We start from the raw sequence: 23,314 nt of genomic DNA, 5'->3' as shown, positions 1-23,314 counted from the left end.
ACCCGATAATATATTAAGGGGATGATCGTAAAAATGTGATGGCGTTTCGGGATCCTGCGCCACGCGGGCCCCCGGAGCTGCCGATGGGCTCAGTCGGTGAAAACCGGCTTTTTGCGTTGGGGCTATCCCCCGGCAGAGGCCCATCATACATCGAACGGCCGGAGAGGTCGAAATGAAAAATGATCTCCGGTTGTTTGATCCTTCTGGCAGACAAACGAGCAGGCGAGAGATGGTATCAACGACACGAAAATATGATGTGATTGTGGTGGGGGGCGGCCATGCCGGGTGTGAAGCGGCGCTGGCCTCGGCCCGCATGGGGCTTTCCACCCTGATTCTGGCCATAGACCTGGACAAGGTGGCGTCCATGCCCTGCAGCCCGTCCATCGGCGGCACGGCCAAGGGGCACCTGGTACGGGAGGTGGACGCCATGGGCGGGGAGATGGGCAAGGCCTCGGATGCCTCGGCCATTCAGTTCAAAACCCTCAACACCAAGAAGGGGCCCGCCGTTCACTCCACCCGGACCCAGAACGACAAGAACATTTACCATCGTACCATGAAAGCGGTTCTCGAAGGCCAGGCCAACCTGCACCTCAAGCAGGGGATGGTGGAGCGCCTTGTGGTGGAAGGTGGCGCGGTGACAGGGGTGGTGGACCAGACCGGCTTCGGCTACGGGGCCGGGGCCGTGGTCATCGCCGCAGGGACCTTTCTGGGCGGCCTCGTCCATATCGGGGAGTGTGCCATTAAGGCCGGGCGTGCCGGTGAGTTCGGTTCCTACGGCCTGGCAGCCTCCATGAAGGAGCTGGGCCTGGAGATGGGGCGCATGAAGACCGGGACCCCGCCGAGGGTTCACCGGGATACCATCGATTACTCTCAGCTGGAGGAGCACCGGGCCGACGAGACCCCCTGCTTTTTCTCTTTTTCATCCACCCACGCCCCCCTGCCCCAGCTGCCCAGTTTCATCGGTCACACCACCGAGGCCACCCGCAATGTTGTTATGGAGAACCTCGCCCGTTCTCCCCTCTACTGTGGCACCATCAAGGGGGTGTCGGCCCGCTACTGCCCCTCTTTTGAGGACAAGGCCGTGAAGTTTCCCGACCGGGTCTCCCACCAGGTGATCCTGGAGCCCGAGGGGATCGACACCCGGGAGATGTACATCGGGGGGCTGGGCAACAGCCTGCCCGTGGACCTTCAGATCCCCTTTGTGCGCTCCATACCCGGTTTTGAAGAGGCGGAGATCATCCGCCCCGGCTACGCCATCGAATACGACTACGTGAACCCCGTGCAGCTGCGTCCCTCCCTGGAGACCAGAAAAATCGACGGGCTCTTCCTGGCCGGGCAGATCAACGGCACCTCCGGGTACGAGGAGGCCGCTGCCCAGGGACTCTGGGCCGGCGTCAACGCGGCCTTGAAGGTCATGGGCCGGCCTCCCTTTGTGCTGGACCGTTCCCAGGGATACATGGGGGTGATGGTGGACGACCTCATCACCCGGGGCACCCTGGAGCCTTACCGCATCTTTACCTCCCGGGCGGAGTACCGGCTGATGATGCGGGAGGACAACGCCGACCTCCGGCTCACCGAGATTGCCTACGACCTGGGCCTGGTAAGCGAGGACACCGTGCGGCAGGTCCGCGAGCGGCAGGCGGCCATCGACCGTGAGATGGGTCGGATCCGGCGTGTGGTGGTGAAACCCTCCCCGGAGATCAACGCTTACCTTCAAGCCCGGGATTCCGCCCCCCTCAAGACCGGGGCACCCCTGGACCAGATCCTCAAGCGGGCCAAGGTGGGCTACGATGTGGTGGAGACCGTGGCCCCTGCCGAGCCCCCGGTGGAGGCCCGGGTGGCCAAGCAGGTGGAGATCGAGGTGAAGTACGAGGGGTACATTGATCGCCAGCTGGCCGAGATTGAAAAGTTCAAGCACATGGAAAAGATCCGCATCCCCGAGGATTTTCGCTTTGAGGAGGTGCACGGCCTCTCCAACGAGCTGCGGGCCAAGCTCATGGAGGTACGGCCGGTCTCCCTGGGGCAGGCGTCGCGTATCGACGGCATCACGCCGGCAGCCCTTTCGGTTCTCATGATCCACCTAAAAAGGCTTGGAGGAAACTAAGTGCAGGGCGGCGACCTGATCATTGACGACCTGGTCATACGAGGCCTGGGCCCGGTGCGGCTTACGGTGCCCGCAGGAACATGCGTGGGGGTGTCCGGCCCCTCGGGCATTGGCAAGAGTTCCCTTTTGCGTGCCGTGGCGGACATGGAACCCCATGACGGGCGAGTCAGCCTGGGAACCACGGCTCGCGATGCCCTTTGCGCTTCCGAGTGGCGGCGCATGGTGGGGTTGTTGCCCAGCGAGAGCGCCTGGTGGGCCGACGGGGTCGCCCAACATTTTTTGACGCCGGAGGCGGTGCGTCCCGAGGTACTGGGGCTCCGCGAGGAGGTCCTCTCCTGGCCGGTGAAGCGTCTCTCCAGCGGAGAGCGCCAACGCCTTTCCCTGCTTCGTCTTCTGGATCGCCGACCCCAGGCCCTGCTCCTGGACGAGCCCACGGCCAACCTGGACGGCGAGAGCACCCGGCGGGTGGAGTCGCTGATCCAGGATTATGCTCAGGCGCACCGGGCGCCGGTGATCTGGGTGGGGCACTCCGTGGATCAGCTCAACCGCGTGGCGCAGCGGGTGGTCTCCTTTGATGCGGACGGTGTGCTGCGCGAAGCCGGCGGGGAGGTGTGCCGATGAATTCGGTGATCGCGCTCTCCCCGGTGGACCTGTCCATTGCCGCCCTTCTGGTGGTGGCCCTGGCCCTGCTCTCCTTTCGCATGGAGCTGGGGGTGACCCGTCAGATCGTTGTGGCCGCCGTGCGCACCACCTTGCAGCTTCTCCTGGTGGGGATGGTTCTCAAGACCCTTTTTGACCACGCCCATCCCCTGCTTTTGGTTGGCATCGCCGTGATCATGGTGACCACGGCAGGACGTGAGGTCATGAGCCGCCAGACCCGGCGTTTTACCGGTCCCTGGGGGTTTGCCACGGGCACGGCCGCCATGACCCTCTCTTCGTTTTCCATCACCTGCCTGGTGCTCTCCACCGTGATCCGTATCGATCCCTGGTATGCCCCCCAGTACGCCATTCCCCTTTTGGGCATGATGCTGGGCAATACCATGACGGGCATCGCCATCGGCATGGAGCGCCTCACCTCCACGGCCTGGAGGGACAGCGCCGTCATTGAAGGGCGCCTGCTCCTTGGTCAGACCTGGGATGAGGCCGTTGGGGAGATCCGGCGAGAGAGCATCCGGAGTGCCATGATCCCCACCTTGAATGCCATGGCCGTGGCCGGTATCGTGAGCCTTCCCGGGATGATGACCGGTCAGATCCTGGCGGGGAGCCCTCCCATGGAGGCCGTAAAGTATCAGATTCTCATTATGTTCATTGTCAGTGCCGGCACGGGTTTTGGTGCGGTCCTGGCTGTTTCCGTTGGGGCCAGGCGTCTGTTCGACGACCGGCAGAGGCTTCGTCTGGACCGCCTCGTCAAGGCCGGCGGCCGCGGTGGCTAAGATTGTGGCGACGTCCTTGACACCTGGGGCCATTGGCCCTATTTTCCTTGTATCGAAAGCGTTTGGATCTCCGGCAGGTGAGCAAACCGGGTGACAACATGGTAATAACGTATGGCCCGACCCCGGGGAAGAAGAGGGTTTCTTCCCGTGCCGGGCTCTTGCGATTGGATCAAACGAAATGGACTACTACAAAGTACTGGGCGTTGAACGAGGCGCCTCCGACGACGAGATTAAGAAGACGTACCGCAAGCTGGCAATGAAATACCATCCCGACAAGACCAAGGGAGACAAGGCCGCCGAGGACAAGTTCAAGCAGATCAGCGAGGCCTACGCTGTGCTCAGCGATCCGGCCAAGCGCAAGGAGTACGATACCTTCGGGGCCTCGGGGTTTCAGCAGCGATACAGTCAGGAAGATATTTTCAGGGGCTTTGATCTCGGAGACATCTTTCGGGAGTTTGGCTTTGGCGGTGGTGGATTTGGCAACGGCGGGTTCAGCAACGGCGGATGCGGCCGTGGCGGAGGCCGCGGATTCCAGAGCCGGCGCCAGGTCAAGGGCGAGGACCGGACCCTGGAGATCAGCCTCACCGTGGAAGAGGTCTACACCGGGACCACCCGTTCCCTCTCCGTTGGTGGCGGGGCGTCCACCATCAATGTGCGCATTCCCAAAGGCCTGGTGGACGGTAAGAAACTCCGGCTTTCCGGCAAAGGGGAGCCCAGCCCGTACGGCGGCCCTGCCGGTGATCTGTACATCCGGTCCCGCGTGGTGGGGGCAAAGGGCTTTTTCCCCGACGGCCAGAACGTGATTTACGACACCGACATCCGGGTGTCTGAAGCGCTCCTGGGGACCACCATCACCGTGCCCACCCTGGACGGTGGCGAGATCAACCTCAGGGTGCCCGCCGGCACCCAGCACAAGACAAAGATGCGAATTCCAGGCAAGGGATTGCCTGAAATGAAAGGGGAGGGCAAAGGCGACCTGTTTGTTCGAATCGGTGTCTCCCTTCCGAAAACCCTGACGGACAGTCAGCGGGCGGCAGTAGAGGATCTGGCGAAAAACGGGCTGTAATGGCTTAAAATGATTGACATCCTGTTGATTTTGCGATACGGCCATGAGACGGATGTTTATCTTCGGTACCGCCGATTCATAACGCGTGAACATATACTCTCTTGCGGACGCCGGTCTGTAATCAGGTGTGGCGTAAGGGATAAAGTAATGATAAAGTAATCAGAATGTCCGAACTTATTGAAGTACTTTCGAAAGAAGAAATCGCTAGAAGTATCACCGAAGTGGGGGAAGTTATCTCCCATGACTACCAGGGCGGCAAGCTGGCCCTGGTGGGTGCCTTGAAAGGGGCCTTCATTTTCATGGCCGACCTGGCTCGTGAGATTACGGTTCCGGTACAAATCGGGTTCCTCGGCGTCTCCAGCTACGGCAAAAGTGCCGAATCTTCCGGGACGACCACAGTCACCAAAGAGCTGGACCTCGATGTCACCGGAATGGATGTTCTGGTTGTGGAAGACATTGTGGACACAGGGCTGACCTTGCGGTTCATCGTGAACTACCTCAAGGAAAAAGGCGCCCGAAGTGTCAAGGTGTGTGCCTTTCTGGACAAGAAGGAACGCCGCGCCATGGACGTCCAGGTGGATTATGCCTGCCACGAGATCCTTGAAGGGTTTCTGGTTGGGTACGGCCTGGATTACGCCGAAGATTATCGGAACCTTCCCGCTATTTACCATTTGGAAATGTAAACAGGGCCGATCGACAGGATGGGTTGCATTCGCATGATGAAAAAGGGGACGCGCACATGATTATCACGTGTCAGGAGTGTGATTCCAGGTTCGTTCTGGATGATAAGCTGATCAAACCCACGGGCAGCAAGGTACGATGCTCAAGTTGCAAACACGTGTTCAAAGTCTTTCCGGAGACGGCGGCCCCGTCCGTTGAGGAGCCTCCCCAGGCCCCTCCGGCCGAGGCACCCGCGGCCCCTGCTCCACGAAATCTTGATGAAGGCGACGACCTGCAAAACGAACTCAACCGGGAGCTGGACCGCCTGTTCGGGTTGGAAGAGGACGAGCCGGGTGAACAGGCCGCTCCGGAAGCGGCAACGCCGCCCGCCGAGGCACCGGCACCTGAGCCCGTTGCCGAGGACACCCCTGCGGAGTCCATAGACGATATCGATCTCGATGACCTGGGCTTGGGGGATCTGGATCTCCAGGCAAGCCCGGACATGGGCATGCCCGAGGACCTGGATCTTTCTGAGTTCGACCTGGCCGATCTGGACCTGGATCTTTCCCTGGACGAAGGCCCGGCGCCTGCGGCTCCGGCCGAGGGGAGCGAAGTCGAGGAGACCCTCGATTTTTCAGGCTTGGAAGAGTCCCTTGCCGGGGTGGAAGCAGAGGGCCCCGGCCAGGAGGCGTCTGATTTTGCCGATGTGAGCCTCTCCCTGGATGACGATGGGACGGTGGATGCCCCCGTGTTTGACGACGACCTCGACTTCTCTGACCTGGAGGCGGCCCTGGGTGTCCCGGAGGGCGATACCGCCAAAGAGGCTGCCGCTCCGGAAGAGGAGTTTGATTTTTCCGAAATGGCTCTCTCCCTGGACGGAGGGGCAGGCGACGTGGAGCTTGTGGGAGATGCCGAGTCCCCGGCACTTTCCGCAGGGGACGGCGACGCAGCTGCCTTGAGCATGGGAGGGCTGGATGAACTGGACCTTTCTCTGGACGACGGCCCCGTAGAGACGCCCAAAGGCACTGCCCACACCGACGCCGAGGAAGGGTTCATGGAACTCGACCTGGATCTCGACCTGGGTGACGAGGAGCCCCTGCAGGCTTCTTTGGAGAGCTCCCTGGATGAAGAGCTGGACCTTTCGGAGCTGGAGGGCCTTCTTCAGGAGGAACCCGCTGCCGGTGAGGCTCACCCGGAAGACGACGATATCGAGCTGGAACTCGACTTTGACTTCAAGGGCGATGAAAAGACCCAGGAGTTCGATCCCCTGGAGAAAGACACCCTGGACGATTCGGATTTCAGTGATATCGAGGCGATGCTCGAAAAAGACGACGCCCCCCTGGATGTGGAAGCCAATGTCAGCGGGGAGGTGGACCTTGAGCTTGAGCTGGACCTTGCCCCGGAGGCGGAAGAGGCCGTTGCCGCCGTGCCCGTGTCCGCCCCTGTGGCGCCTGCACCCGAACCGGTGGCTGAAGCCATTCGCATTGATGAGCCCGAGTCCGAACCGGAGCCCGAGGCACCATCCAAGGCCTCCCGAAGCCATGCCAGGGACGGTGGCCGGGGAAGCGGCTTGCGTATTTTCCTTACCATTCTCCTGGTGCTGGTCCTTCTCTTTGCCATCCTCGTGGGTGTTTACGCCATGCGGGATGAGATTCAGGACCGGACGGGCGTGGCCATTCCCACCATCAACGCCGTGGAAAAGGCCCGTGAAACCCTTTTCGGTTTAGGGATTCCCCTGGTGAGCGATTGGGTGAAACCCCCGGAGAAAGATCCCGACGGAAGCCTCCATATCCAGACTCAGGATCTCACCGGTCGGTTTGTGGTAAGCTCCGATCTGGGAGATCTGTTTGTGATCACCGGCAAGGTGCGCAACAACTACGGAACCACCCGGCACTCCATTGGCCTTGTGGGCCTTCTCTACAACAAAGAAAATGTGGAGGTCCGTTCCAAAGAGTTCTATGCGGGCAACACCATGACAGACGCCGAACTGGCGACTCTGAGCATGGAAGAGATCGATCAGAGACTCAAGACCACCCTGGGCAGGGAAAACAACAACGCGCGGGTCAGCCCGGGTCAACTGGTGCCCATCATGGTGGTGTTTGAAAAGTACCCCGAAGATCTGGCGAAATTTGCCGTCGTCGTCAAGACCTCAAAGGAGGGTGCCGCCATCAAGTAGCCGAACCTCCGGGCCCTGACCCGAGGCACTGTTTTTGAAAAAGACCCCATGCCGAGCGCTGCTCGGCATGGGGTTTTTGTTTGGAAAGGCGGTGAACATTGATACATTAAAGGGTCATTTGTAAAGCAAGGGCAATCATGTAAGAAACGTTTTGTGGCGTTTCGCAGGGGAATTGTGATTTACAAGCTCACCGGGTTGTATTATAGAATTTTAATTCTATTTATGTAATCAAGGAATCATTTCGCCGGAGGGGATGGGAAGCCCCGAAGGGGACAGCCCAATCAGGAGGGGCTGAAGGTAAGGAAGCAGGAGAGAGTTATGGAAACAAGAGAACCTGTCTATTATCAGGATGTGGAACGATGTGTTGATGATCTGGTGGCCAAGGTGGGCAAGAAGATCATCATGGCTGTCCCGCTGGCCGTGGGCAAACCGAACCATCTGGTTAACGCCATCTATCGGAGGCTCAAGACCGACCCCTCCATGCACCTCACCCTCATCACCGCCGTGACCCTGGAAAAGCCCTCCTGGGGCAACGACCTGGAGCGGCGCTTCATGCAACCCCTTGTGGAGCGCATTTGGGGGGATTTTCCCGATTTTGATTACATCGGCGACCTTCGCAAAAACGAAATTCCGAAAAATTTCGAGCTGGTGGAGTTCTACAACAAGACCGCCCAGTTCATGAACTGTCCCCATGCCCAGCAGCACTACCTGGGCTCCAACTACACCCACGCCATCCGGGACGGGTTGCTACAGGGGGCCAACGTCATCTCCCAGCTGGTGGCCAAAAAAGAGATCGACGGCAAGACCTTTCTCTCCATGGGCTGCAACCCGGACACCCACCTGGACGGGGCCGAGTACATCCGGGCCAGCGAAGGGGACGGCATTCCCCGGGCCATCATCGGTCAGGTCAATGGGGACATGCCCTTCATGTACGGGGACGCCGTGGTAGAGCCCGGTCACTACGACATGATCATCGAGAACCCCGATTACGAGTTCAAGATCTTCCGCGCTCCCAAAGAATCCGTGAGCACCACGGACTGGATGATCGGCCTCCACGCCAGTGCCCTGGTCAAGGACGGCGGGACCCTGCAGGTGGGCATCGGCTCCCTGGGGGATGCCATTGTGGCGGGGATCATGATGCGTCACACGGAAAATGACGCCTACAAGTCCGTCATGAGCGAGCTGGGCGTCATGGAAAGGTACGGGACTCTCATTGAGGAGTGGGGCGGCCTCGACGTGTTCGACGAGGGGCTCATGAGCTCCACGGAAATGTTCGTGGACACCCTCATCGAGCTCTTCAAGTGCGGGGTCCTCAAGCGCAAGGTCTACGAGCACCTGGACCTCCAGACCCTCCTCAACGAAGGGACCATCACCGAAGAGGTGACCCCTGAAATGCTCAACGTGCTGCTGGACCGTGAGGTGATCCGGCCCCAGCTTCGAGAAAAGGACGTGACCTTTCTCACGGCCTTCGGCATTTTCAAGAAGGGGATTGTCCTTGAAGGCGACGAGCTGGTGGACGGCGACACCCGCTACTCAGCAGATCTTTCCGATGCGGCCAACCGTGACGCGGTGATCGCGGGCTGCCTGGGCGAGTGTCTGGACCAGGCCGTGGTGATCTACGCCGGGTTCTTCGTGGGGCCCGAGGCCTTTTACGAGACCCTCAAGGCCCTGCCGGAAGACCAGCTCAAGCTCATCGACATGCGCAGCGTGGCCTTCATCAACCAGCTCTACGGGGACGATTACCAGCTGCGCGTGGCCCAGCGCAAGCACGGGCGCTTCATCAACGCAGCCCTCATGGCCATGCTCAACGGCGCCACCGTGGCCGACGGCCTGGACGACCACCGCATCATCAGCGGGCCCGGCGGGCAGTACAACTTTATCTCCATGGCCCACGCCCTGCCCGACGGCCGAGCTGTCACCATGGTACGAAGCACGCGCGGCTCCGGAGCCGGTGCCACCTCCAACATCGTGTGGCAGTACAACCACACCACCATTCCCCGTCATCTGCGGGACATCGTGGTGACGGAGTACGGCATCGCCGACTTAAGGGGCCAGCAGGACCACGTGGCCATGACCCGCCTGATCTGCATCGCAGACTCCCGGTTCCAGCAGCAGCTTCTGGACACGGCCAAGGCCAAGGGCAAGGTTCCTGCGGACTACGAGATCCCCGAAGCCTTCCGGAACAACACCCCCGATCGCCTTGAGAAAATCCTGGTCCCCCATCGCCAAAACGGGCTGTTCCAGGCCTTCCCCTTTGGCACGGACTTCACCGATGAGGAGATCATCATCGGCAAAGCCCTGAAAGGGTTCAAGTCCCGGGCAAACAAAAAAGTGGCCCTGGGACGCGATCTTATCAAGAAGATGATGGCGCCGGTGCCCGAAGCGGCCCGTCCCTACCTCAAGCGCCTCGATCTGGACGCACCCAAGACCATGAAAGAGAAGGTGATGCAGAAGGTCGTTCTGCTGGCCCTGGAGGGTGCAAAGGCGATTTGATGACGCCTTTGGCCTGAGGCCGACACCATAAAAAAAAGGGGAGGGACCGCCTGGCGGTCTCTCCCCTTTTTTATTTCCTGTTGGTGAACGGCTTGAAAAAAAGCCTTCGGCGGCAAGGTGTGCCATGGGTGGTTTGTGGCATGTACGGGTCGGCGTCGCAGTTCAGGGTGGCGGTGTAGTCTTCGAAGGTCTCTTCCCTGCGGATCTGGCGCACAGCGCCGTTGGTCTCCAGGAGGAGCTCTTTGGGGCGCATCTTGCCGTTGTAGTTGAAGCCCATGGCGTGGCCGTGGGCGCCGGTGTCGTGGATGAGCAGAAGGTCCCCGTCCTCAAGGGCGGGCAGGGGGCGTTGCACGGCAAACTTGTCGTTGTTTTCGCACAGGGAGCCCACCACGTCCACCACGGTGTCGTTGGGGGCGTCTGCCTTGGACGGCACGGTGATGTGGTGGTAGGCGCCGTACATGCCGGGGCGCATGAGGGCAGACATGCAGGCGTCCACGCCCACGTAGGTGCGGTAGGTCTCTTTGCGGTTGATCACCCGGGTCACCAGGGCGCCGTGGGGGCCTGCCATGAAGCGGCCGCTCTCCATGTAGAAGCGGGGCATGTAGCCTTCCTCGGCCTGGAATTCCTTGAACAGGGCGGTGATCTCCTCGGCCATGGCGCGGACGTCGAGAGCATCCTGATCGGGCTGGTAAGGGATGCCCAGGCCGCCGCCGATGTTGATGAACTCAAAGGTGATGCCCAGGGCTTTTCTCAAGGCCCGGACGCGGTCCAGGAGCATGGCGGCGGTCTCCACCATGTAGCTGTAGTTCAGCTCGTTGGAGGCGAGCATGGTGTGCAGGCCGAAGCGGGTGGCCCCTTTGTCCATGGCTTTGCGGTAGGCCTCTTCGAGCTGGTCGTGGCTGACCCCGTATTTGGCCTCCATGGGGTTTCCGATGATTTCGTTGCCTGTCCGTCGGTTTCCGGGGTTGTAGCGAAAACAGATCAGCTCAGGCATCTCCGGCACCTTGTCGATGAGGGTGATGTCGTCCAGGTTCAGGACGCACCCGCCGTCGGCCGCTGCCGCAAGAAACTCCTCCTCGCTGGTGTTGTTGGAGGTGAACATCAGCTCCTCGCCCCGGCCGCCGGCCATGCGGGCCAGGTCCAGCTCCGGCGTGGAGCTGCAGTCGAAACCGAATCCCTCGTCCTTGAAAATCTTCAGGATTTCGGGGTTGGGCAGAGCCTTGACGGCAAAGTATTCACAGAACCCGGGGAGGCCGGAAAAGAGCGTTTTGAGCTCCCTGCAGGTGTCTCGGATGCCTTTTTCATCGTAGATGTGAAAGGGGGTTCCGTAGTGGCCTGCGATGCCTTGCAGGGCGGGGGTGAGGCGTTGGGTATAGTCCGGGCTCATGGGCATGGGTCACACTCCTTTGCGGAAAGGGGGATCTGGGAGGTCTCCTTGTAGGTTGACAGGGCCACGGAGGTGGCCGTGGGGCGCAGCCCCTCAAGAGAGCCCAGGGGGTTGGCAAGGAACGCCGCCAGGCTGGCTGTGTCCTCTACCCGGACCTTGATGCGGAAGCCGGTGTTTCCCGAAAGGAGATGGACCTCCTGGACCTCGTCCAGGGCGGCCAGGCGTTGCCCGGCGTCGTCCAGGCGCGAGATATCGTCCACGGCCAGGTCCACGAAGGCGATAAGGCTCCTGCCGAATTTTTCGGGGTTGAGAATGACTTCGTATCCGTTGATGTAGCCCTGGTTTTCCAGTTTGCGGATTCGTTCCAGAACAGCCGAAGGGGCCATGTTGACACGTCGGGCCACTTCCACGTTGGGGATCCGGGCTTTTTCCTGAAGGATCTTCAGGATGGTCAGGCTGATGCAGTCAAGGGTCATGATTGGGTTCTCTCCATGGTTTATAGCAAAGATACCTCGCCCGGAAGGAAGGTGTCAAGAATATAGTTCTGGTTATTTGTAATGCTGCAGAATATAATTCTGTTAAAAAGTGTCTATCAAGAATTAATCACGTCGTCCCCTGACGGTGGGGGACCGTCGGCAATGGCGATGCTGTTGGACCGGTAGACCGAGAGCCGGGCCCGGGCCGCAGACTCCAGGACACCGATTTCAGCGTCCACGTAATCCACGATGAGTGCCTTGTCCTTGCCCTCTCCGGGCCTGAGGACCCGCCCCAGGTACTGGATGAGCCGACCGGAAAAGCGGATGGGATAGGTGAGAAACAGGGTGGCCAGGCAGCTGGCGTCAAACCCCTCTCCCAGGAGCTGGCTGGTGGCAAAGAGCACCCGGGTCTCTCCTTTTTCCAGGCGTTCAAGGGCCTCGGTTCGGGCTGATTTCGAGAGGTCTCCGGTGATGAGGTCGGCCTCGATACCGTGGTTGTAGAAGAGCAGGGTTTTCATGTTTTCGCAGTGGGCTTTCCGGTCGGAGAGGACCAGAAGGGTGCCCTGGGTGTGGGGAAGCTCTTCGGAAATATCCTTGACGATCAGGGCGTTGCGGGCGGCATCACCGGTAAGTTGCGCCATGAGCTTAGGATAATGGGTGGTTCCGTCGATATCTGAATAGAAGGGGGTGAGCCGGAAGCGCACCTCGGCCTTGAGGAGGTGCCCCTCTTCGATGAGGGGGCTCTTGTCGATCTGCCAGGCGGACTCCCCCAAATGGAAGAAGATGAGTCGGGAGAGTTTGTCCCGCCGCCAGGGCGTGGCCGAGAGGCCGGTCATGTAATGGGAGTCAAAGCGGGTTACGGCTTCGGTAAAGGTGCGGCTGGGTGCCCGGTGGCATTCATCCACGATGAGGTGCCCGATGGTGGGGGCCACCTCGGCCGAACGTTTGTACAGGGACTGGACCATGGCCACGGTGACCTTGTCTCCCAAGCGGCAGGTGCCGCCCCCGATGAGGCCCACCTCTTTTTCGGGAATGCCGAGGAAGGATTCGATGCGGGCGATCCACTGGCGGGCCAGGTCCTTGGTGTGGACCACGATGAGGGTGGGCTGGCGCCGCTGGGCCACGAGGTAGAGGGCCATGACGGTTTTTCCGGCGCCGGTGGGGGCCGTGAGGACCCCGAACTCTTTTTTCAGCACCGCATTGCAGGCCTCTTCCTGAAAGGGGCGCAGGGAACCGGCAAATTCAAAGTCAACCTCCGGGCATGTCCTGCGGTTGTCCGTAAGGGAGAAGGCCACGTTGTGGTGCCTGCAGGCGGTGATGAGCATCCGCATGCAGCCCCTGGGGACGCTTAAGCCCTCGTCGGTCTCTTCGTAGAAAAGAAGGTCCTTGTCCACCCCGCGGTTCCACCTGCCGCGGCGCTGGTTTTCCTGCCAGACGGGGTTGGGAAGGGTCAGGTTCTGCTTGACGGTATCGGCCAGCTCCTCAGGGGGGGCGATGAGGGTGGCCCGGTTGTCTAAACGAATTTCCACGGTTTTTTTTAGCTGGCTCCCTTTGGGGTTGGGCGGTGCGGAGGGGGAAAGGGCCGAAGATGGCGCGCCCGCTCTGTGCAACGGCATTAAATCGGGTTAGTTTTTGCAAAGGCCTATAAAATGATCTATGATGATGTACCACAAAGGACCGAAGCCTGCAAAAATGAAGGCAGCTTGCCCCGTTTGACGGCTTCGGCTCTCCGGAAAGGGACTCACCTGAGCGCCGGCATTTCTGCGGTGCTTTTTTGCGGTCCCTGTCCCACGGCCACACGGCGGCTCTCCATGCCATTCGTCGATGATCCCATGCCATTGGTAAGCAGCAGATGACGGAACGCGGAAAAGAAACGATACTTTTTGTGGATGACGAGGAGAGCATTCTCGACATCACCGGGGAATACTTCAGGCACAAGGGGTACCAGGTGTTGACGGCGGGCAACGGCCATCAGGCCCTGGAAGTCCTGGCCTCGCACCAGGTGGACTGCTGCTTTACCGACATCAACATGCCGGGCATGGACGGCCTGGAGCTTGCCGAGCACATTCGCCAGAAGGATGTCTCTATTCCCGTGGTGGTCATGACAGGGTTTCCCTCCCTGGAAAACACCCTCTCCACCCTGAAAAACGGGGTTGTTGATTTTCTCATCAAGCCGGTGAAGCTCGAGCAGATGGAGCTGTGCGTCAACCGTGTCTTCAGGGAGCGGGAGCTCTTTTTGAAGAACCTGCTCCTGGCCAAGGAGGTGGAGGGCAAGGAGCGGCTGGAGTCCCTGAACTCCGAGCTTGTGGGCAAGGTGGAAGAGCTCAACATCATGAACCGCATCATGGATGACTTTTCTGCCATCAGTTCCAGCGAGGAGCTTTTCAAGAAGGCCACGGAGTCGGCTGTGGACATCACCGGCGCAGAGTCCTCCCGGTTTTTTATCGTGAGCGAGTCCGTGGACACCCCCTTTGAGATGGCGGCCACCGGTTCCAACGGGGCCCGCATCGCCCTGGACGGCCTTGCCCGCTACGGCGGCGAGCTTGAAACGCTCATTCGGGAGGTGGCCCTGGAAGGGGTCCCCACCCTTATCTCCCACAGCTCCAGGCTCCGGGAGATGAAGGCCCCCATGAGTTCCGTGGTGCTGGTGCCCTTGAAGATCCGGGCCAAGAGCCTGGGGGTGCTGGTGACCTGCCACCTGGACGAAGCGCGCCATTTTTCCGAAAAAGATGTCTACCATCTGAATTTCATGACCCAGAAGGCTGCGGGCAACGTGGAAAACGTGGCCCTATACGAGAACATCTACGACAATCTTTTCTCCACCCTGTCCGCCTTTGTCAAGGCGGTGGAGGCCCGTGATTCCTACACCAACCAGCACTCCAACCGGGTGGCGGAGCTGGCCATTCTCCTGGGCTCGGAGCTGGGGTGCACGAAAGAGGAACTCGATGTCCTGAATTTTGCCGGACGGCTCCACGACATAGGAAAGATAGGGATTCGAGATGCAATACTCCTAAAGCCCGGGCGCCTGACGGACGAAGAGTTTGAAAAGATCAAAGAGCATCCCGACATCGGGGCCGACATCGTGGGCCAGCTCGGTCTCTGGGACCGGGAGGCGCAGATTATCCGTCACCACCACGAGCGGTTTGACGGTCAGGGCTATCCCGAGGGCCTGCGCGGGGTGGCCATTCCCTTTCTGGCCCGGATCCTGTCCGTGGCCGATGCCTTCGATGCCATGGCCTCGGACAGGGCCTATCGCCGGAAGATGCCTCTGGACAAGGTCACGGCCATCATCCGGGACGGGGCCGGGGGCCAGTTCGACCCCAGGGTGGTGGACGCCTACCTCAAGGTGGTGCGTAGCGGCGGCCTTGAGGGCACGGTGAAAAAAGAGTGACACGGGTATGTGCTGCGGCGCCTTTGCTCAGGGCGGGTGCGGCTCGGCGGACCTGGGGCAGCCCCGGGGACGCATGACGTCTTTGGCCCCTGATCTGCTTGGGGGGGAAGACACCAAACGAGCGAACCAGGCCGAAAGGCCCGACGGACGAGTGAGTGCGTTATGGATGCAAATGTGATCAACCCATTTATTCACGCCACCTCCAATGTCTTGGAGACCATGGCCTTTGTCAGCTGCAAGGCGGGAGCACCCTACCTGAAGAAGGACGACCGGGCCACGGGGGACGTCACCGGGATCATCGGATTGACGGGGGAGACCAACGGCACCATTGCCGTGACCTTTGACGAGGGAAGTATCCTTCGGGTGGTCTCCAACATGTTCGGTGAGGAGATCACCGAATTGTCCCATGAGGTGTCCGATGCCGTCGGTGAGATCATCAACATGATCTCGGGTCAGGCACGGCGTGAGATGGAAGAGAACGGTCGGGTGTTTCACGCTTCGATCCCTTCGGTGGTGAGCGGGCGGGGCCATGCCATCACCCATTACTCCGACGGGCCGAAGATCGCTATCCCCTTTACAACCGACGGAGGGGAATTTACCATAGAAGTTTGCCTTGAATGTTAACGAAAGCGCCTGTTGTGGATTTGTGTCGCAGGTGCTATCTGTTAGGGTGAGGCAGGCCCGTGTGGGATAGATTTTGGAACCGCCTCGACGAGGCGCCATCATCCGGTGTTGTGTCTCGAACAGGAGAGACCGTCCTGTGGGCCATGAGATTAGAGAACCCTTGGGTACCGTCATGAGGATACCCCTTGAAGGGACGGTGGGGTCGCGTTAGAGATCGATGGAGATCGGGAAATGAGTACATCCTTGAAGATCCTTGTTGTTGATGATTTTGCCACCATGCGCCGAATCATGAAAAACATCCTCAAGCAACTGGGGTACACCAACATCACGGAAGCCGATGATGGGACCACGGCGCTGGAGGAGTTGAAGCGGGGCAGCTTTGACCTGATTATTTCGGATTGGAACATGCCCAAGATGACGGGTCTTGATCTGCTGAAACTGGTGCGTTCCGATCCCGTTTATAAAGATATCCCTTTTCTTATGGTGACCGCCGAAGCCCAGAAACAGAACGTCATCGAAGCGGTGCAGGCGGGTGTATCAAACTATGTGGTGAAGCCGTTTACGGCTGAGGCCATCGCAGACAAGCTGGGCAAAATAATTGGATAGACAACCGGGGTGTCCCCTCGTTATCTCCCCTTCCCTTGGCTTTGCGTAATAACCCACTTCCACGACCGAATGCAGTAAGATAGGACCGTAGCAATCATGGCGGACACCAGGATGATCAAAGTACTCATAAAAGGAGAGCTGAACAGCTCTCTGCTTATGGGGATGCTTTCCAATTGCGACCTCAAGATCGAGTCGGCGCCGGAATTGACGGCAGCCACAGAGGTGTCCGGCGACTCCGGCTACGGGGCCGTTGTGGCCTCGCACCTGTCCGAAAGCGACGCTTCGGCCCTCTCCCTGTTCCTGAAACGATGCGGTGAACCGCCCCTTATCCTTGTGGGCAAGGGCCCGGAACCCGATTATGGCAACACCCTGCATCTGGACGACGGGGTGGGCGCGGACGAGCTGGTGGATGCCTGCCGCTCCATGGCCCTTGCCGCCCCGGGCGCATCCGCTGCAACGGGTTTTGACAGCCGGGGCCTCATCGGAGAGAGCGAGGGCATTCGGCGGGTCCTGAAGGTGGCCAACAAGGTTGCCACCACCGACAGCACCGTGCTGATCACCGGGGAGAGCGGGACGGGCAAAGAGCTCATCGCCCGTGCCATCCACCGGAACAGCCCCCGGCGCAACGCCCCTTTGGTGGTGATCAACTGCGGCGCCATTCCCGGAGAACTTCTGGAGAGCGAGCTGTTCGGCCATGAAAAAGGGGCCTTTACCGGCGCCCACAGGGCCCGGCCGGGCCGGTTCGAGCTGGCCGACGGAGGCACCATCTTCCTCGATGAGATCGGGGACATGAGCCCCGACCTCCAGGTGAAGCTTCTCCGGGCCATCCAGGAGAAGTGCTTTGAGCGGGTGGGGGCCACGCGCTCCATCCACGTGGACATCCGCATCATTTCAGCCACCAATAAAGACCTCGCCCTGGCCGTGGAGCAGAAAGCGTTCCGCGAAGACCTCTACTACCGTCTCAACGTGATTCCCGTGATCATGCCCCCCTTGCGTGAGCGGCGAAGCGACATCCCCCTTCTTGCAGAGCATTTCATGGACAAGCTGGCGCGCCGCACCGGCATGGAGAAAAAGAGTTTCTCCCCCGAGGCCATGGAGACCATGACGGCCTATGACTGGCCCGGCAATGTCCGTGAACTCGAGAACCTGGTGGAGCGGTTTTCCGTGCTGGTGGACGGCAACATCGTGGACGTGGAGGACCTGCCCGATCACTTCACCGCAGAGCTTTCCGACGGCGGTGCCCCCCAGGGCGCGGCCCTCTTTTGTGACGTGCGCCACGGAGTCAACTTTCAGGAGTCCGTGGAGCAGCACCAGAAATCCCTGATTCTTCAAGCCCTGAACGAATCCAACTGGGTGAAGGCCAAAGCGGCTGAGCTTCTCAACATGAAGCGGACCACCCTGGTGGAGAAGATCAAAAAGATGAAGATTGAAGAGGGGTCGACCTCCTCTGCTGTGTAGGCCGTTTTGTGTCGGCATGCTCCTCTCCGCGGTTCGGGTGCCCCTTGCGGCACCGGGCCTTACCCGTGCGACTTCCCCTGTCCTGCCCTGTCAAATTCTTGGCGCCTGTCCAGCTCGCTTACCGCCTCTTTTCAGAGGGGTTCCGACTCCGAATTAACGGCATTTTGCCGTGCTTTCCCACGGTTACGGCCTGTCTGGGCCTTCTGGCACAGGGGTTGCAAAACCCATGGACGACCGGCTGCGCCAGATGTGCATCCGGCGGGGAATCACAAGGGACCACGAAGGAGTTGACGATGACGGCATTCCCAAAACGGCAGGGCAGATGGATTCCATGGGCGGCGGCAGCCCTTGTGTTGATGGCGTGGGGACAGGCCATGGCGGTGGAGGTGACCCGGGTGAAGGTTTTCCGGGCACCGGATCGCGTGGAGCTCACCGTTTCGGAGCCCGTGGCCGCCAAAGTGGTGAAGATCGACGACCATGAACTGCTCATTGCCCTGAAAGACGCCACCGTTTCCGAGAGCCTGCTGCCGGGACCCGGGCCCATAGAGGTTGCGGTTCGGCGCCGGACGCCGTCGGTCACCACCCTGCTGGTGCGGACGGCTGACCCCATTTTGGCCATGGAGCACGGATGGACGGGGTCGCGCCTCGTGATCCTGCTCTCCCTGAAGGAGACCCTCCGGAGCAAGGCGCCCCGTAGCGTCAAGCGCCCGGCCGATGTCCTCACACCGGAGCGGGTCCTCGGACGCATTCCGGCCCCGGCCGGTTCCCGCGCCGAAGAGACCCATCTCGTGGCCCGGGAGGGGTTTTCCGGCACCGTGGACGACCTGCTGCTGGAGGTGAAAAGCACCCTTTGCCGGGAGGGGGACGGCATGGATCGTATCCTGACCCTCATGCAGAGCGGCGCGTATCGGCGCGCCGAACAGGAAGCGGCCAAGAGCCTGAAGCTTTCGGACATGCCCCGGGGGTGTGCCGAGGGCCTTGAGATCCTCCGGGTGCTCAGTGCCTTCCGCTCCGCGGAGAGCAGCCGTCATCAGGACGGGTTTGTCTCGCTTCCGGCCCGCATCAACGATTTTATCAGCCGGTACCCGGACTCCCCGTACCTGCCCTATGCCCTCTCCATGCTGGGAAGCACCTATGCGGCCCTGGGGGATCACGGCATGGCCGAAGGGTACTTTCGTGTGGTCCTGGAAGACCACATCGGCTTTACCGGGGCGCCGGACACGGCGTTTCGCCTGGCAAAGCTCCTGCGTCGCACGGACCGCGCCGTGGAAGCCCTGCCCATGCTCAAGACCGTGACGGATCTGGGCGAGTCCCTGGCCTTTGCCGACGAGGCTCGAAAGGAGATGGCCCTGGTCCTCTATGACGTGGGGGATTTTGCCAAAAGCCAGGCCCTCTTCGAGACCCTCATGGCAAAGAGCGAAGAGGCGGTGTGGCAGGACCCGGACCTTCTCCTTTACGGCGGCCAGGCTGCCTTGAGGGCGGGGCATCGCGAGGTGGCGCGCCGCTACCTGGTGCAGTTTGCCAACCTCTTTCCCGATGCCGAAGGCGCGGACATGGCCCTTGAGAGCGTGGGGGAGAGCTGGCTGGACGACGGCCGCCCGGACCGCGCCAAGGCCTTTTTCCGCATGGTCATCGAACGCTACACCGAAGGGGAAGGCTATGTGACGGCCCTGGTCCGCCTGGCTGAGCAGCTTCCGGACCGAAAGGAGAAGGAGGCCCTCTACACCCAGGTCATCGATGATTTTCCCGAACATCCCCTGGCGCGCCTCTCCATGCTGCGCATGGCGTCCCTTTACGATGAGGCCGGTGAGCACGAGGCCAGCGTTGCCATGGTGAAAAAACTGCTGGAGGTCGGTGCCGGGGGCCTGCGGGCGGAAGCCTACGCCCGGGCCGAGCAGGCCGTTCTGGGCCACTTCAAGGGGCTCATGGCCGAGGGCCGGTACGTGGATCTCATCGCTTTTTTTGAAAAGGAGCGGCGTCTCCTGCACAAGCTGGAGAACCCCGACATCTTTCTCCTGGCCGGAGAGGCTTTTATGACAGCCCATCTCTACGGCAGCGCCGCCAAGGAGCTGGAGCGCGCCATTGTCCTGTCCATGAAGCGGCTCAAGTGGTCGGGGGAGGAACGTCTGGCCGGGCTCTACTTCCAGCTGGGGCAGGCCCTGGACGAGGGCGGGCGCAAGAAAGAGGCGCAAACCATTTTTACCCGCTACCTGGAGCGGTACCCCAAGGCTCCGGGCCAGGGAGAATCCTCCCTGCGGCTGGGACGCATCCTCTACGAGGCCGGTGAGCTGGAGCAGGCCGAGGTGCTGTTCAAAAAAAGCCTGAGCTTCGGCGAGGGGGCTGAGGCCCAGGTCTGGCTCTCCCGGTGCCGGGAAGACCTGGGGGACCACGCCGGAGCTGCGGCTCGTCTCAACAAGGCGATTCCCCTCCTGGAAGCCGGCGACCCCGTGCCGTCGGATGATCTCTACGCGGCGTACCGCCGTCTGGGCGATTTGGAGATGAAGCTGGGCCAGTACCTGAAGGCGGTAACCGCCTTTGCCGGGGCGGAAAAATATGCCGGTGAAGAGGTCTCCGGCGAAGAGCTTCGCTTTTTACGGGCCGATGCCCTGGCCAAAGGGGGCGAGACAAGCCGTGCCATGGTCCTTTACCGGGCCGTTTCAACCTCGGACGACGAGTTCTGGAGCGGCATGGCCACGGAGAGGCTCCGGGCCATGGAGCTCGACAAACGCCTTGGGGGGGATCGCTGATCCCACCGGCAACGATTTAAACCGGTTGGCCTTCTGGGGCCGACAGATGCAGATGTGTTGAGAAGACGAAGGGAAGGACATGGCAGCGTGCCGGGTGTTATTGGTTGATCAGGGGCTCTCCCGAAGCCGGGAGTGGGGCCCCGTCCTGGAAACAAAGGGCCACGTCCTGGATCGCGTGCCGGAGCTCCCCCATGTGTCGGAGCTTGCGGCCGGTCATCACGACCTGGTGGTGGTCCATGCCCCGTCCGCGGGTCATGGCCTCACCCCCTTTCTTGCGGCCCTGGCCGCCGAGGAGGAGGGGCCCGAAGCCGTGGTGGTGATGGACACCCCGGACGCTGCCCTTGCCGTGGCCTGGATGAAAGAGGGGGCCCGGGATTGCCTCATGGCCCCGGTGAGCCCGGAACAGATTGCCCTTTTGGCCGACGCCCGGGTGGCTGCCTCGGCCGCGGGCCGGGGACGGGTGGCCGGAAAGACCCGCATCGTCACCTGCAACCCGCGCATGGAGGCCCTGCTCTCCATGCTGGATCGGGTGGCCGACAGCTCGGCCTCGGTCCTCATCACAGGAGAGAGCGGCACGGGCAAGGAACTTATTGCCCGGTACGTGCACGGCAAGAGCCGCAGGGGCGGCGGCCCCTTTGTGGCGGTGAACTGCGCGGCCCTGCCCGAGAGCCTCATGGAGAGCGAGCTTTTCGGTCATGAAAAGGGCGCCTTTACCGGCGCCACCTCCCGAAAGGCCGGAAAATTTGAGCTGGCCCAGGGGGGGACCCTGCTCCTGGACGAGATCACGGAGATGCCCGTGATTCTCCAGGCCAAGCTGCTGCGGGCCATCCAGGAGAAAGAGGTGGATCGCCTGGGCGGGACCTCGCCGGTTTCCGTGGATGTGCGGGTGGTGGCCACCTCCAACCGGGACTTAAAAGAGGCCATCGAGCAGGGGCTGTTCCGGGAAGACCTTTACTTCCGGCTCAACGTCATCCCCGTCAAGATTCCCCCGCTCCGGGAGCGGCAGGAAGACATCGAAGCCCTGGCCCGTCATTTCATGGCGCGGTTCAGCGCCCAGGACGGGCGTGCCGTCAAAAATTTGACATCCGACGCCGTGGACCGCCTGCGAAACTACCCCTTTGCCGGCAACGTGCGGGAGTTGGAGAACCTGATTCACCGCGCCGTGCTTCTGGCCGATGGGGAGACCATCGGGGCCGAGACCCTCTGGTTCGAGGAGGGGGAGATGCCCCAGCCCGCTGCAGCTCCTGACGCGAGTATGTCCCGTGATTTCAAGGGCGCGCCCCTGCGTGAGGTGGAGCGTATGGTGATCTTCGACACCCTGGAGCAGACCGGCGGCAACCGGACCCACGCAGCCCGGATCCTGGGGATCAGCGTGCGGACCTTAAGGAACAAATTGAACGAATACCGTGCCGACGGTTCCGAAATTCCGTAAAGGCACGGATGTTGCATTGAATTCTCCCTCAGAAACGTAAAGGGCGCTCACGCGCCAGTGGACAACCCATCACCACAAAAGAGGCCGGACCATCATGTCACGCGACTTACCCATCGACAGCACCTACGCCATGCTCGGCAAGGCCATGGATGTCTCCGCACGGCGCCATAACCTCATCACGGGCAACATTGCCAACATGGACACGGTGGGGTACAAGGCCAAGGACCTGGACTTCCAGAAAGCCCTGGAGATGGAGTTGACCCGGGGGGGCGGCCCCCTGGACCGGACCCACGAGAAACACCTCCAGGGTCGCCCCGCAGGGGCCTTTGACGCCGAGATGGAGGAAGACGCGCCCGTGGATCTGGACCGGGAGATGTCCCGGCTGGTGGAGAACAACATCCGGTACCGCTCCACCGTGGAGATGATGATGCGCAAGGTGGCCACCCTTCGGGATGCCATCGGCGAAGGCGTGAAATAACACTTGAGGGGGAATGACCATGGATCTTCTGGGAGCCATTAAAGTCAGCAGTTCGGCCCTTACGGCCCACCGCACCAAGATGAACGTGGTGGCGGAAAACATCGCCAACTCCGAGACCACCCGCACCGCCGAGGGCGGGCCCTACCGTCGCAAGATGGTGGTCTTTGAAAAAGAGGAGCCCCAAAGCTTCGATGACGTCTTCGCCCGGGAAATGGCCCGGGGTGACGCCGTGAAGGTGACGGAGATCGTCAGCTCCCCCGAGGACTACCGCCTGGAGTACAACCCCGAGCACCCGGACGCCGACCCGGAGACGGGGTACGTGAAGATGCCCAACGTGGATGTCCTCTCCGAGGTGGCGGACATGATGGTGGCCAGGCGTTCCTACGACGCCAGCGCCACGGCCGTGGAAAACTCCAAAAACATGATCATGAAGGCCCTTGAGATCGGGCGCTGATAGGAGACAGGTGATACCATGAAGATTACCCAGCTCACACAAGGCGTCTCCACCCCGCAGCCTGCGGCTGAAAACCGGGTGGGAAACGGCCCCTCCTTTGAAGAGCGCTTCAAGGGCGCCCTGGCCGAGGTCAATACCAAGCAGCAGGACGCCGACAGCGCCGCCCAGCAGGTGGTCTCCGGCAAGAAAGGCATCCACGAAGGGATGCTGGCCCTCCAGGAAGCGGACATTGCCATGAAGGCCCTGCTCCAGGTGCGCAACAAGGTGATCTCCGCCTACAACGATGTGATGAAAATGCAGGTGTAGTTCCTGCCCGTTGTCTTATTCCC

General features: G+C 61.1%; 19 protein-coding genes. 16 read left to right on the top strand and 3 right to left on the bottom strand.

The features are described 5' to 3' along the window. The first annotated feature begins 229 nt into the window (after nucleotides 1-229). From mnmG to ACOYW0_RS10240, 7 genes are all read left to right on the top strand, one after another. Complete coding sequence (gene mnmG / locus ACOYW0_RS10270) at nucleotides 230-2,104, top strand: tRNA uridine-5-carboxymethylaminomethyl(34) synthesis enzyme MnmG (protein WP_482418361.1); 1,875 nt, start codon at nucleotides 230-232, stop codon at nucleotides 2,102-2,104. Beyond that, on the top strand, nucleotides 2,105-2,725 hold the full coding sequence (locus ACOYW0_RS10265) for an ABC transporter ATP-binding protein (protein WP_482418360.1): 621 nt from the start codon (nucleotides 2,105-2,107) through the stop codon (nucleotides 2,723-2,725). It begins immediately after the preceding gene. Beyond that, nucleotides 2,722-3,537: an ABC transporter permease gene (locus ACOYW0_RS10260; protein WP_482418359.1), complete on the top strand. Its 816-nt coding sequence runs from the start codon at nucleotides 2,722-2,724 to the stop codon at nucleotides 3,535-3,537. Before ACOYW0_RS10265 ends, ACOYW0_RS10260 begins: the two co-directional genes overlap by 4 nt. Before the next feature lie 178 nt (nucleotides 3,538-3,715). Beyond that, a complete protein-coding gene (locus tag ACOYW0_RS10255) occupies nucleotides 3,716-4,603 on the top strand; it encodes a DnaJ C-terminal domain-containing protein (protein ID WP_482418358.1) in 888 nt (295 codons plus the stop codon). A gap of 164 nt (nucleotides 4,604-4,767) precedes the next feature. After that, the gene (gene hpt, locus ACOYW0_RS10250; protein ID WP_482418357.1) at nucleotides 4,768-5,286 is read left to right on the top strand and encodes a hypoxanthine phosphoribosyltransferase; all 519 of its coding nucleotides are present in this window, start codon (nucleotides 4,768-4,770) and stop codon (nucleotides 5,284-5,286) included. Between the two features lie 56 nt (nucleotides 5,287-5,342). Then, nucleotides 5,343-7,439: a DUF3426 domain-containing protein gene (locus tag ACOYW0_RS10245; protein ID WP_482418356.1), complete on the top strand. Its 2,097-nt coding sequence runs from the start codon at nucleotides 5,343-5,345 to the stop codon at nucleotides 7,437-7,439. 318 nt (nucleotides 7,440-7,757) lie between these two features. Continuing rightward, on the top strand, nucleotides 7,758-9,932 hold the full coding sequence (locus ACOYW0_RS10240; protein ID WP_482418355.1) for an acetyl-CoA hydrolase/transferase C-terminal domain-containing protein: 2,175 nt from the start codon (nucleotides 7,758-7,760) through the stop codon (nucleotides 9,930-9,932). Nucleotides 9,933-10,002: 70 nt separating this feature from the next. Here ACOYW0_RS10240 and lysA read toward each other — a convergent pair whose 3' ends face one another. From lysA to ACOYW0_RS10225, 3 genes are all read right to left on the bottom strand, one after another. After that, the gene (lysA, locus tag ACOYW0_RS10235; RefSeq protein ID WP_482418354.1) at nucleotides 10,003-11,325 is read right to left on the bottom strand and encodes a diaminopimelate decarboxylase; all 1,323 of its coding nucleotides are present in this window, start codon (nucleotides 11,323-11,325) and stop codon (nucleotides 10,003-10,005) included. Further along, the gene (locus ACOYW0_RS10230; protein WP_482418353.1) at nucleotides 11,316-11,795 is read right to left on the bottom strand and encodes an Lrp/AsnC family transcriptional regulator; all 480 of its coding nucleotides are present in this window, start codon (nucleotides 11,793-11,795) and stop codon (nucleotides 11,316-11,318) included. Before ACOYW0_RS10230 ends, lysA begins: the two co-directional genes overlap by 10 nt. Before the next feature lie 116 nt (nucleotides 11,796-11,911). Continuing rightward, a complete protein-coding gene (locus ACOYW0_RS10225; RefSeq protein ID WP_482418352.1) occupies nucleotides 11,912-13,324 on the bottom strand; it encodes a DEAD/DEAH box helicase in 1,413 nt (470 codons plus the stop codon). A gap of 323 nt (nucleotides 13,325-13,647) precedes the next feature. Here ACOYW0_RS10225 and ACOYW0_RS10220 point away from each other — a divergent pair, with 323 nt between their 5' ends. The 9 genes from ACOYW0_RS10220 to fliE all read left to right on the top strand — a co-directional run bounded on the left by ACOYW0_RS10220 (nucleotide 13,648) and on the right by fliE (nucleotide 23,291). Continuing rightward, nucleotides 13,648-15,186 (top strand): HD-GYP domain-containing protein, encoded by a 1,539-nt coding sequence (locus ACOYW0_RS10220; RefSeq protein WP_482418351.1) that lies wholly within the window; start codon nucleotides 13,648-13,650, stop codon nucleotides 15,184-15,186. A gap of 174 nt (nucleotides 15,187-15,360) precedes the next feature. After that, a complete protein-coding gene (locus ACOYW0_RS10215) occupies nucleotides 15,361-15,810 on the top strand; it encodes a chemotaxis protein CheX (RefSeq protein WP_482418350.1) in 450 nt (149 codons plus the stop codon). Nucleotides 15,811-16,041: 231 nt separating this feature from the next. Further along, nucleotides 16,042-16,416: a chemotaxis response regulator CheY gene (locus tag ACOYW0_RS10210; RefSeq protein WP_092213365.1), complete on the top strand. Its 375-nt coding sequence runs from the start codon at nucleotides 16,042-16,044 to the stop codon at nucleotides 16,414-16,416. Nucleotides 16,417-16,527: 111 nt separating this feature from the next. Next, on the top strand, nucleotides 16,528-17,874 hold the full coding sequence (locus tag ACOYW0_RS10205) for a sigma-54 interaction domain-containing protein (RefSeq protein WP_482418349.1): 1,347 nt from the start codon (nucleotides 16,528-16,530) through the stop codon (nucleotides 17,872-17,874). 293 nt (nucleotides 17,875-18,167) lie between these two features. Further along, entirely contained in the window at nucleotides 18,168-20,621 is a 2,454-nt protein-coding gene (locus ACOYW0_RS10200) for a tetratricopeptide repeat protein (protein WP_482418348.1), read from the top strand. 94 nt (nucleotides 20,622-20,715) lie between these two features. Next, nucleotides 20,716-22,053, top strand: a complete 1,338-nt coding sequence (locus ACOYW0_RS10195) for a sigma-54 interaction domain-containing protein (RefSeq protein ID WP_482418347.1) — start codon at nucleotides 20,716-20,718, stop codon at nucleotides 22,051-22,053. 94 nt (nucleotides 22,054-22,147) lie between these two features. Then, on the top strand, nucleotides 22,148-22,531 hold the full coding sequence (gene flgB, locus ACOYW0_RS10190) for a flagellar basal body rod protein FlgB (RefSeq protein ID WP_482418346.1): 384 nt from the start codon (nucleotides 22,148-22,150) through the stop codon (nucleotides 22,529-22,531). Nucleotides 22,532-22,550: 19 nt separating this feature from the next. Further along, a complete protein-coding gene (gene flgC / locus ACOYW0_RS10185) occupies nucleotides 22,551-22,985 on the top strand; it encodes a flagellar basal body rod protein FlgC (RefSeq protein ID WP_482418345.1) in 435 nt (144 codons plus the stop codon). Nucleotides 22,986-23,003: 18 nt separating this feature from the next. After that, nucleotides 23,004-23,291, top strand: a complete 288-nt coding sequence (fliE, locus tag ACOYW0_RS10180) for a flagellar hook-basal body complex protein FliE (RefSeq protein WP_482418344.1) — start codon at nucleotides 23,004-23,006, stop codon at nucleotides 23,289-23,291. Nucleotides 23,292-23,314 lie beyond the last annotated feature (23 nt).

The sequence above is a fragment of the Desulfoluna sp. HI9BLuna genome (assembly GCF_056829775.1).
The sequence above is the reverse complement of the archived record's forward strand: the minus strand, read 5'-3'. Positions and strand labels throughout refer to the sequence as shown.

Coding starts and splice junctions, on each gene's coding strand:
- mnmG (WP_482418361.1), top strand. CDS start 230: ATGGTATCAACGACACGAAAATATGATGTGATTGTGGTGGGGGGCGGC.
- ACOYW0_RS10260 (WP_482418359.1), top strand. CDS start 2,722: ATGAATTCGGTGATCGCGCTCTCCCCGGTGGACCTGTCCATTGCCGCC.
- ACOYW0_RS10255 (WP_482418358.1), top strand. CDS start 3,716: ATGGACTACTACAAAGTACTGGGCGTTGAACGAGGCGCCTCCGACGAC.
- hpt (WP_482418357.1), top strand. CDS start 4,768: ATGTCCGAACTTATTGAAGTACTTTCGAAAGAAGAAATCGCTAGAAGT.
- ACOYW0_RS10245 (WP_482418356.1), top strand. CDS start 5,343: ATGATTATCACGTGTCAGGAGTGTGATTCCAGGTTCGTTCTGGATGAT.
- ACOYW0_RS10240 (WP_482418355.1), top strand. CDS start 7,758: ATGGAAACAAGAGAACCTGTCTATTATCAGGATGTGGAACGATGTGTT.
- lysA (WP_482418354.1), bottom strand. CDS start 11,325: ATGCCCATGAGCCCGGACTATACCCAACGCCTCACCCCCGCCCTGCAA.
- ACOYW0_RS10230 (WP_482418353.1), bottom strand. CDS start 11,795: ATGACCCTTGACTGCATCAGCCTGACCATCCTGAAGATCCTTCAGGAA.
- ACOYW0_RS10220 (WP_482418351.1), top strand. CDS start 13,648: ATGACGGAACGCGGAAAAGAAACGATACTTTTTGTGGATGACGAGGAG.
- ACOYW0_RS10210 (WP_092213365.1), top strand. CDS start 16,042: ATGAGTACATCCTTGAAGATCCTTGTTGTTGATGATTTTGCCACCATG.
- ACOYW0_RS10205 (WP_482418349.1), top strand. CDS start 16,528: ATGATCAAAGTACTCATAAAAGGAGAGCTGAACAGCTCTCTGCTTATG.
- ACOYW0_RS10200 (WP_482418348.1), top strand. CDS start 18,168: ATGACGGCATTCCCAAAACGGCAGGGCAGATGGATTCCATGGGCGGCG.
- flgB (WP_482418346.1), top strand. CDS start 22,148: ATGTCACGCGACTTACCCATCGACAGCACCTACGCCATGCTCGGCAAG.
- flgC (WP_482418345.1), top strand. CDS start 22,551: ATGGATCTTCTGGGAGCCATTAAAGTCAGCAGTTCGGCCCTTACGGCC.
- fliE (WP_482418344.1), top strand. CDS start 23,004: ATGAAGATTACCCAGCTCACACAAGGCGTCTCCACCCCGCAGCCTGCG.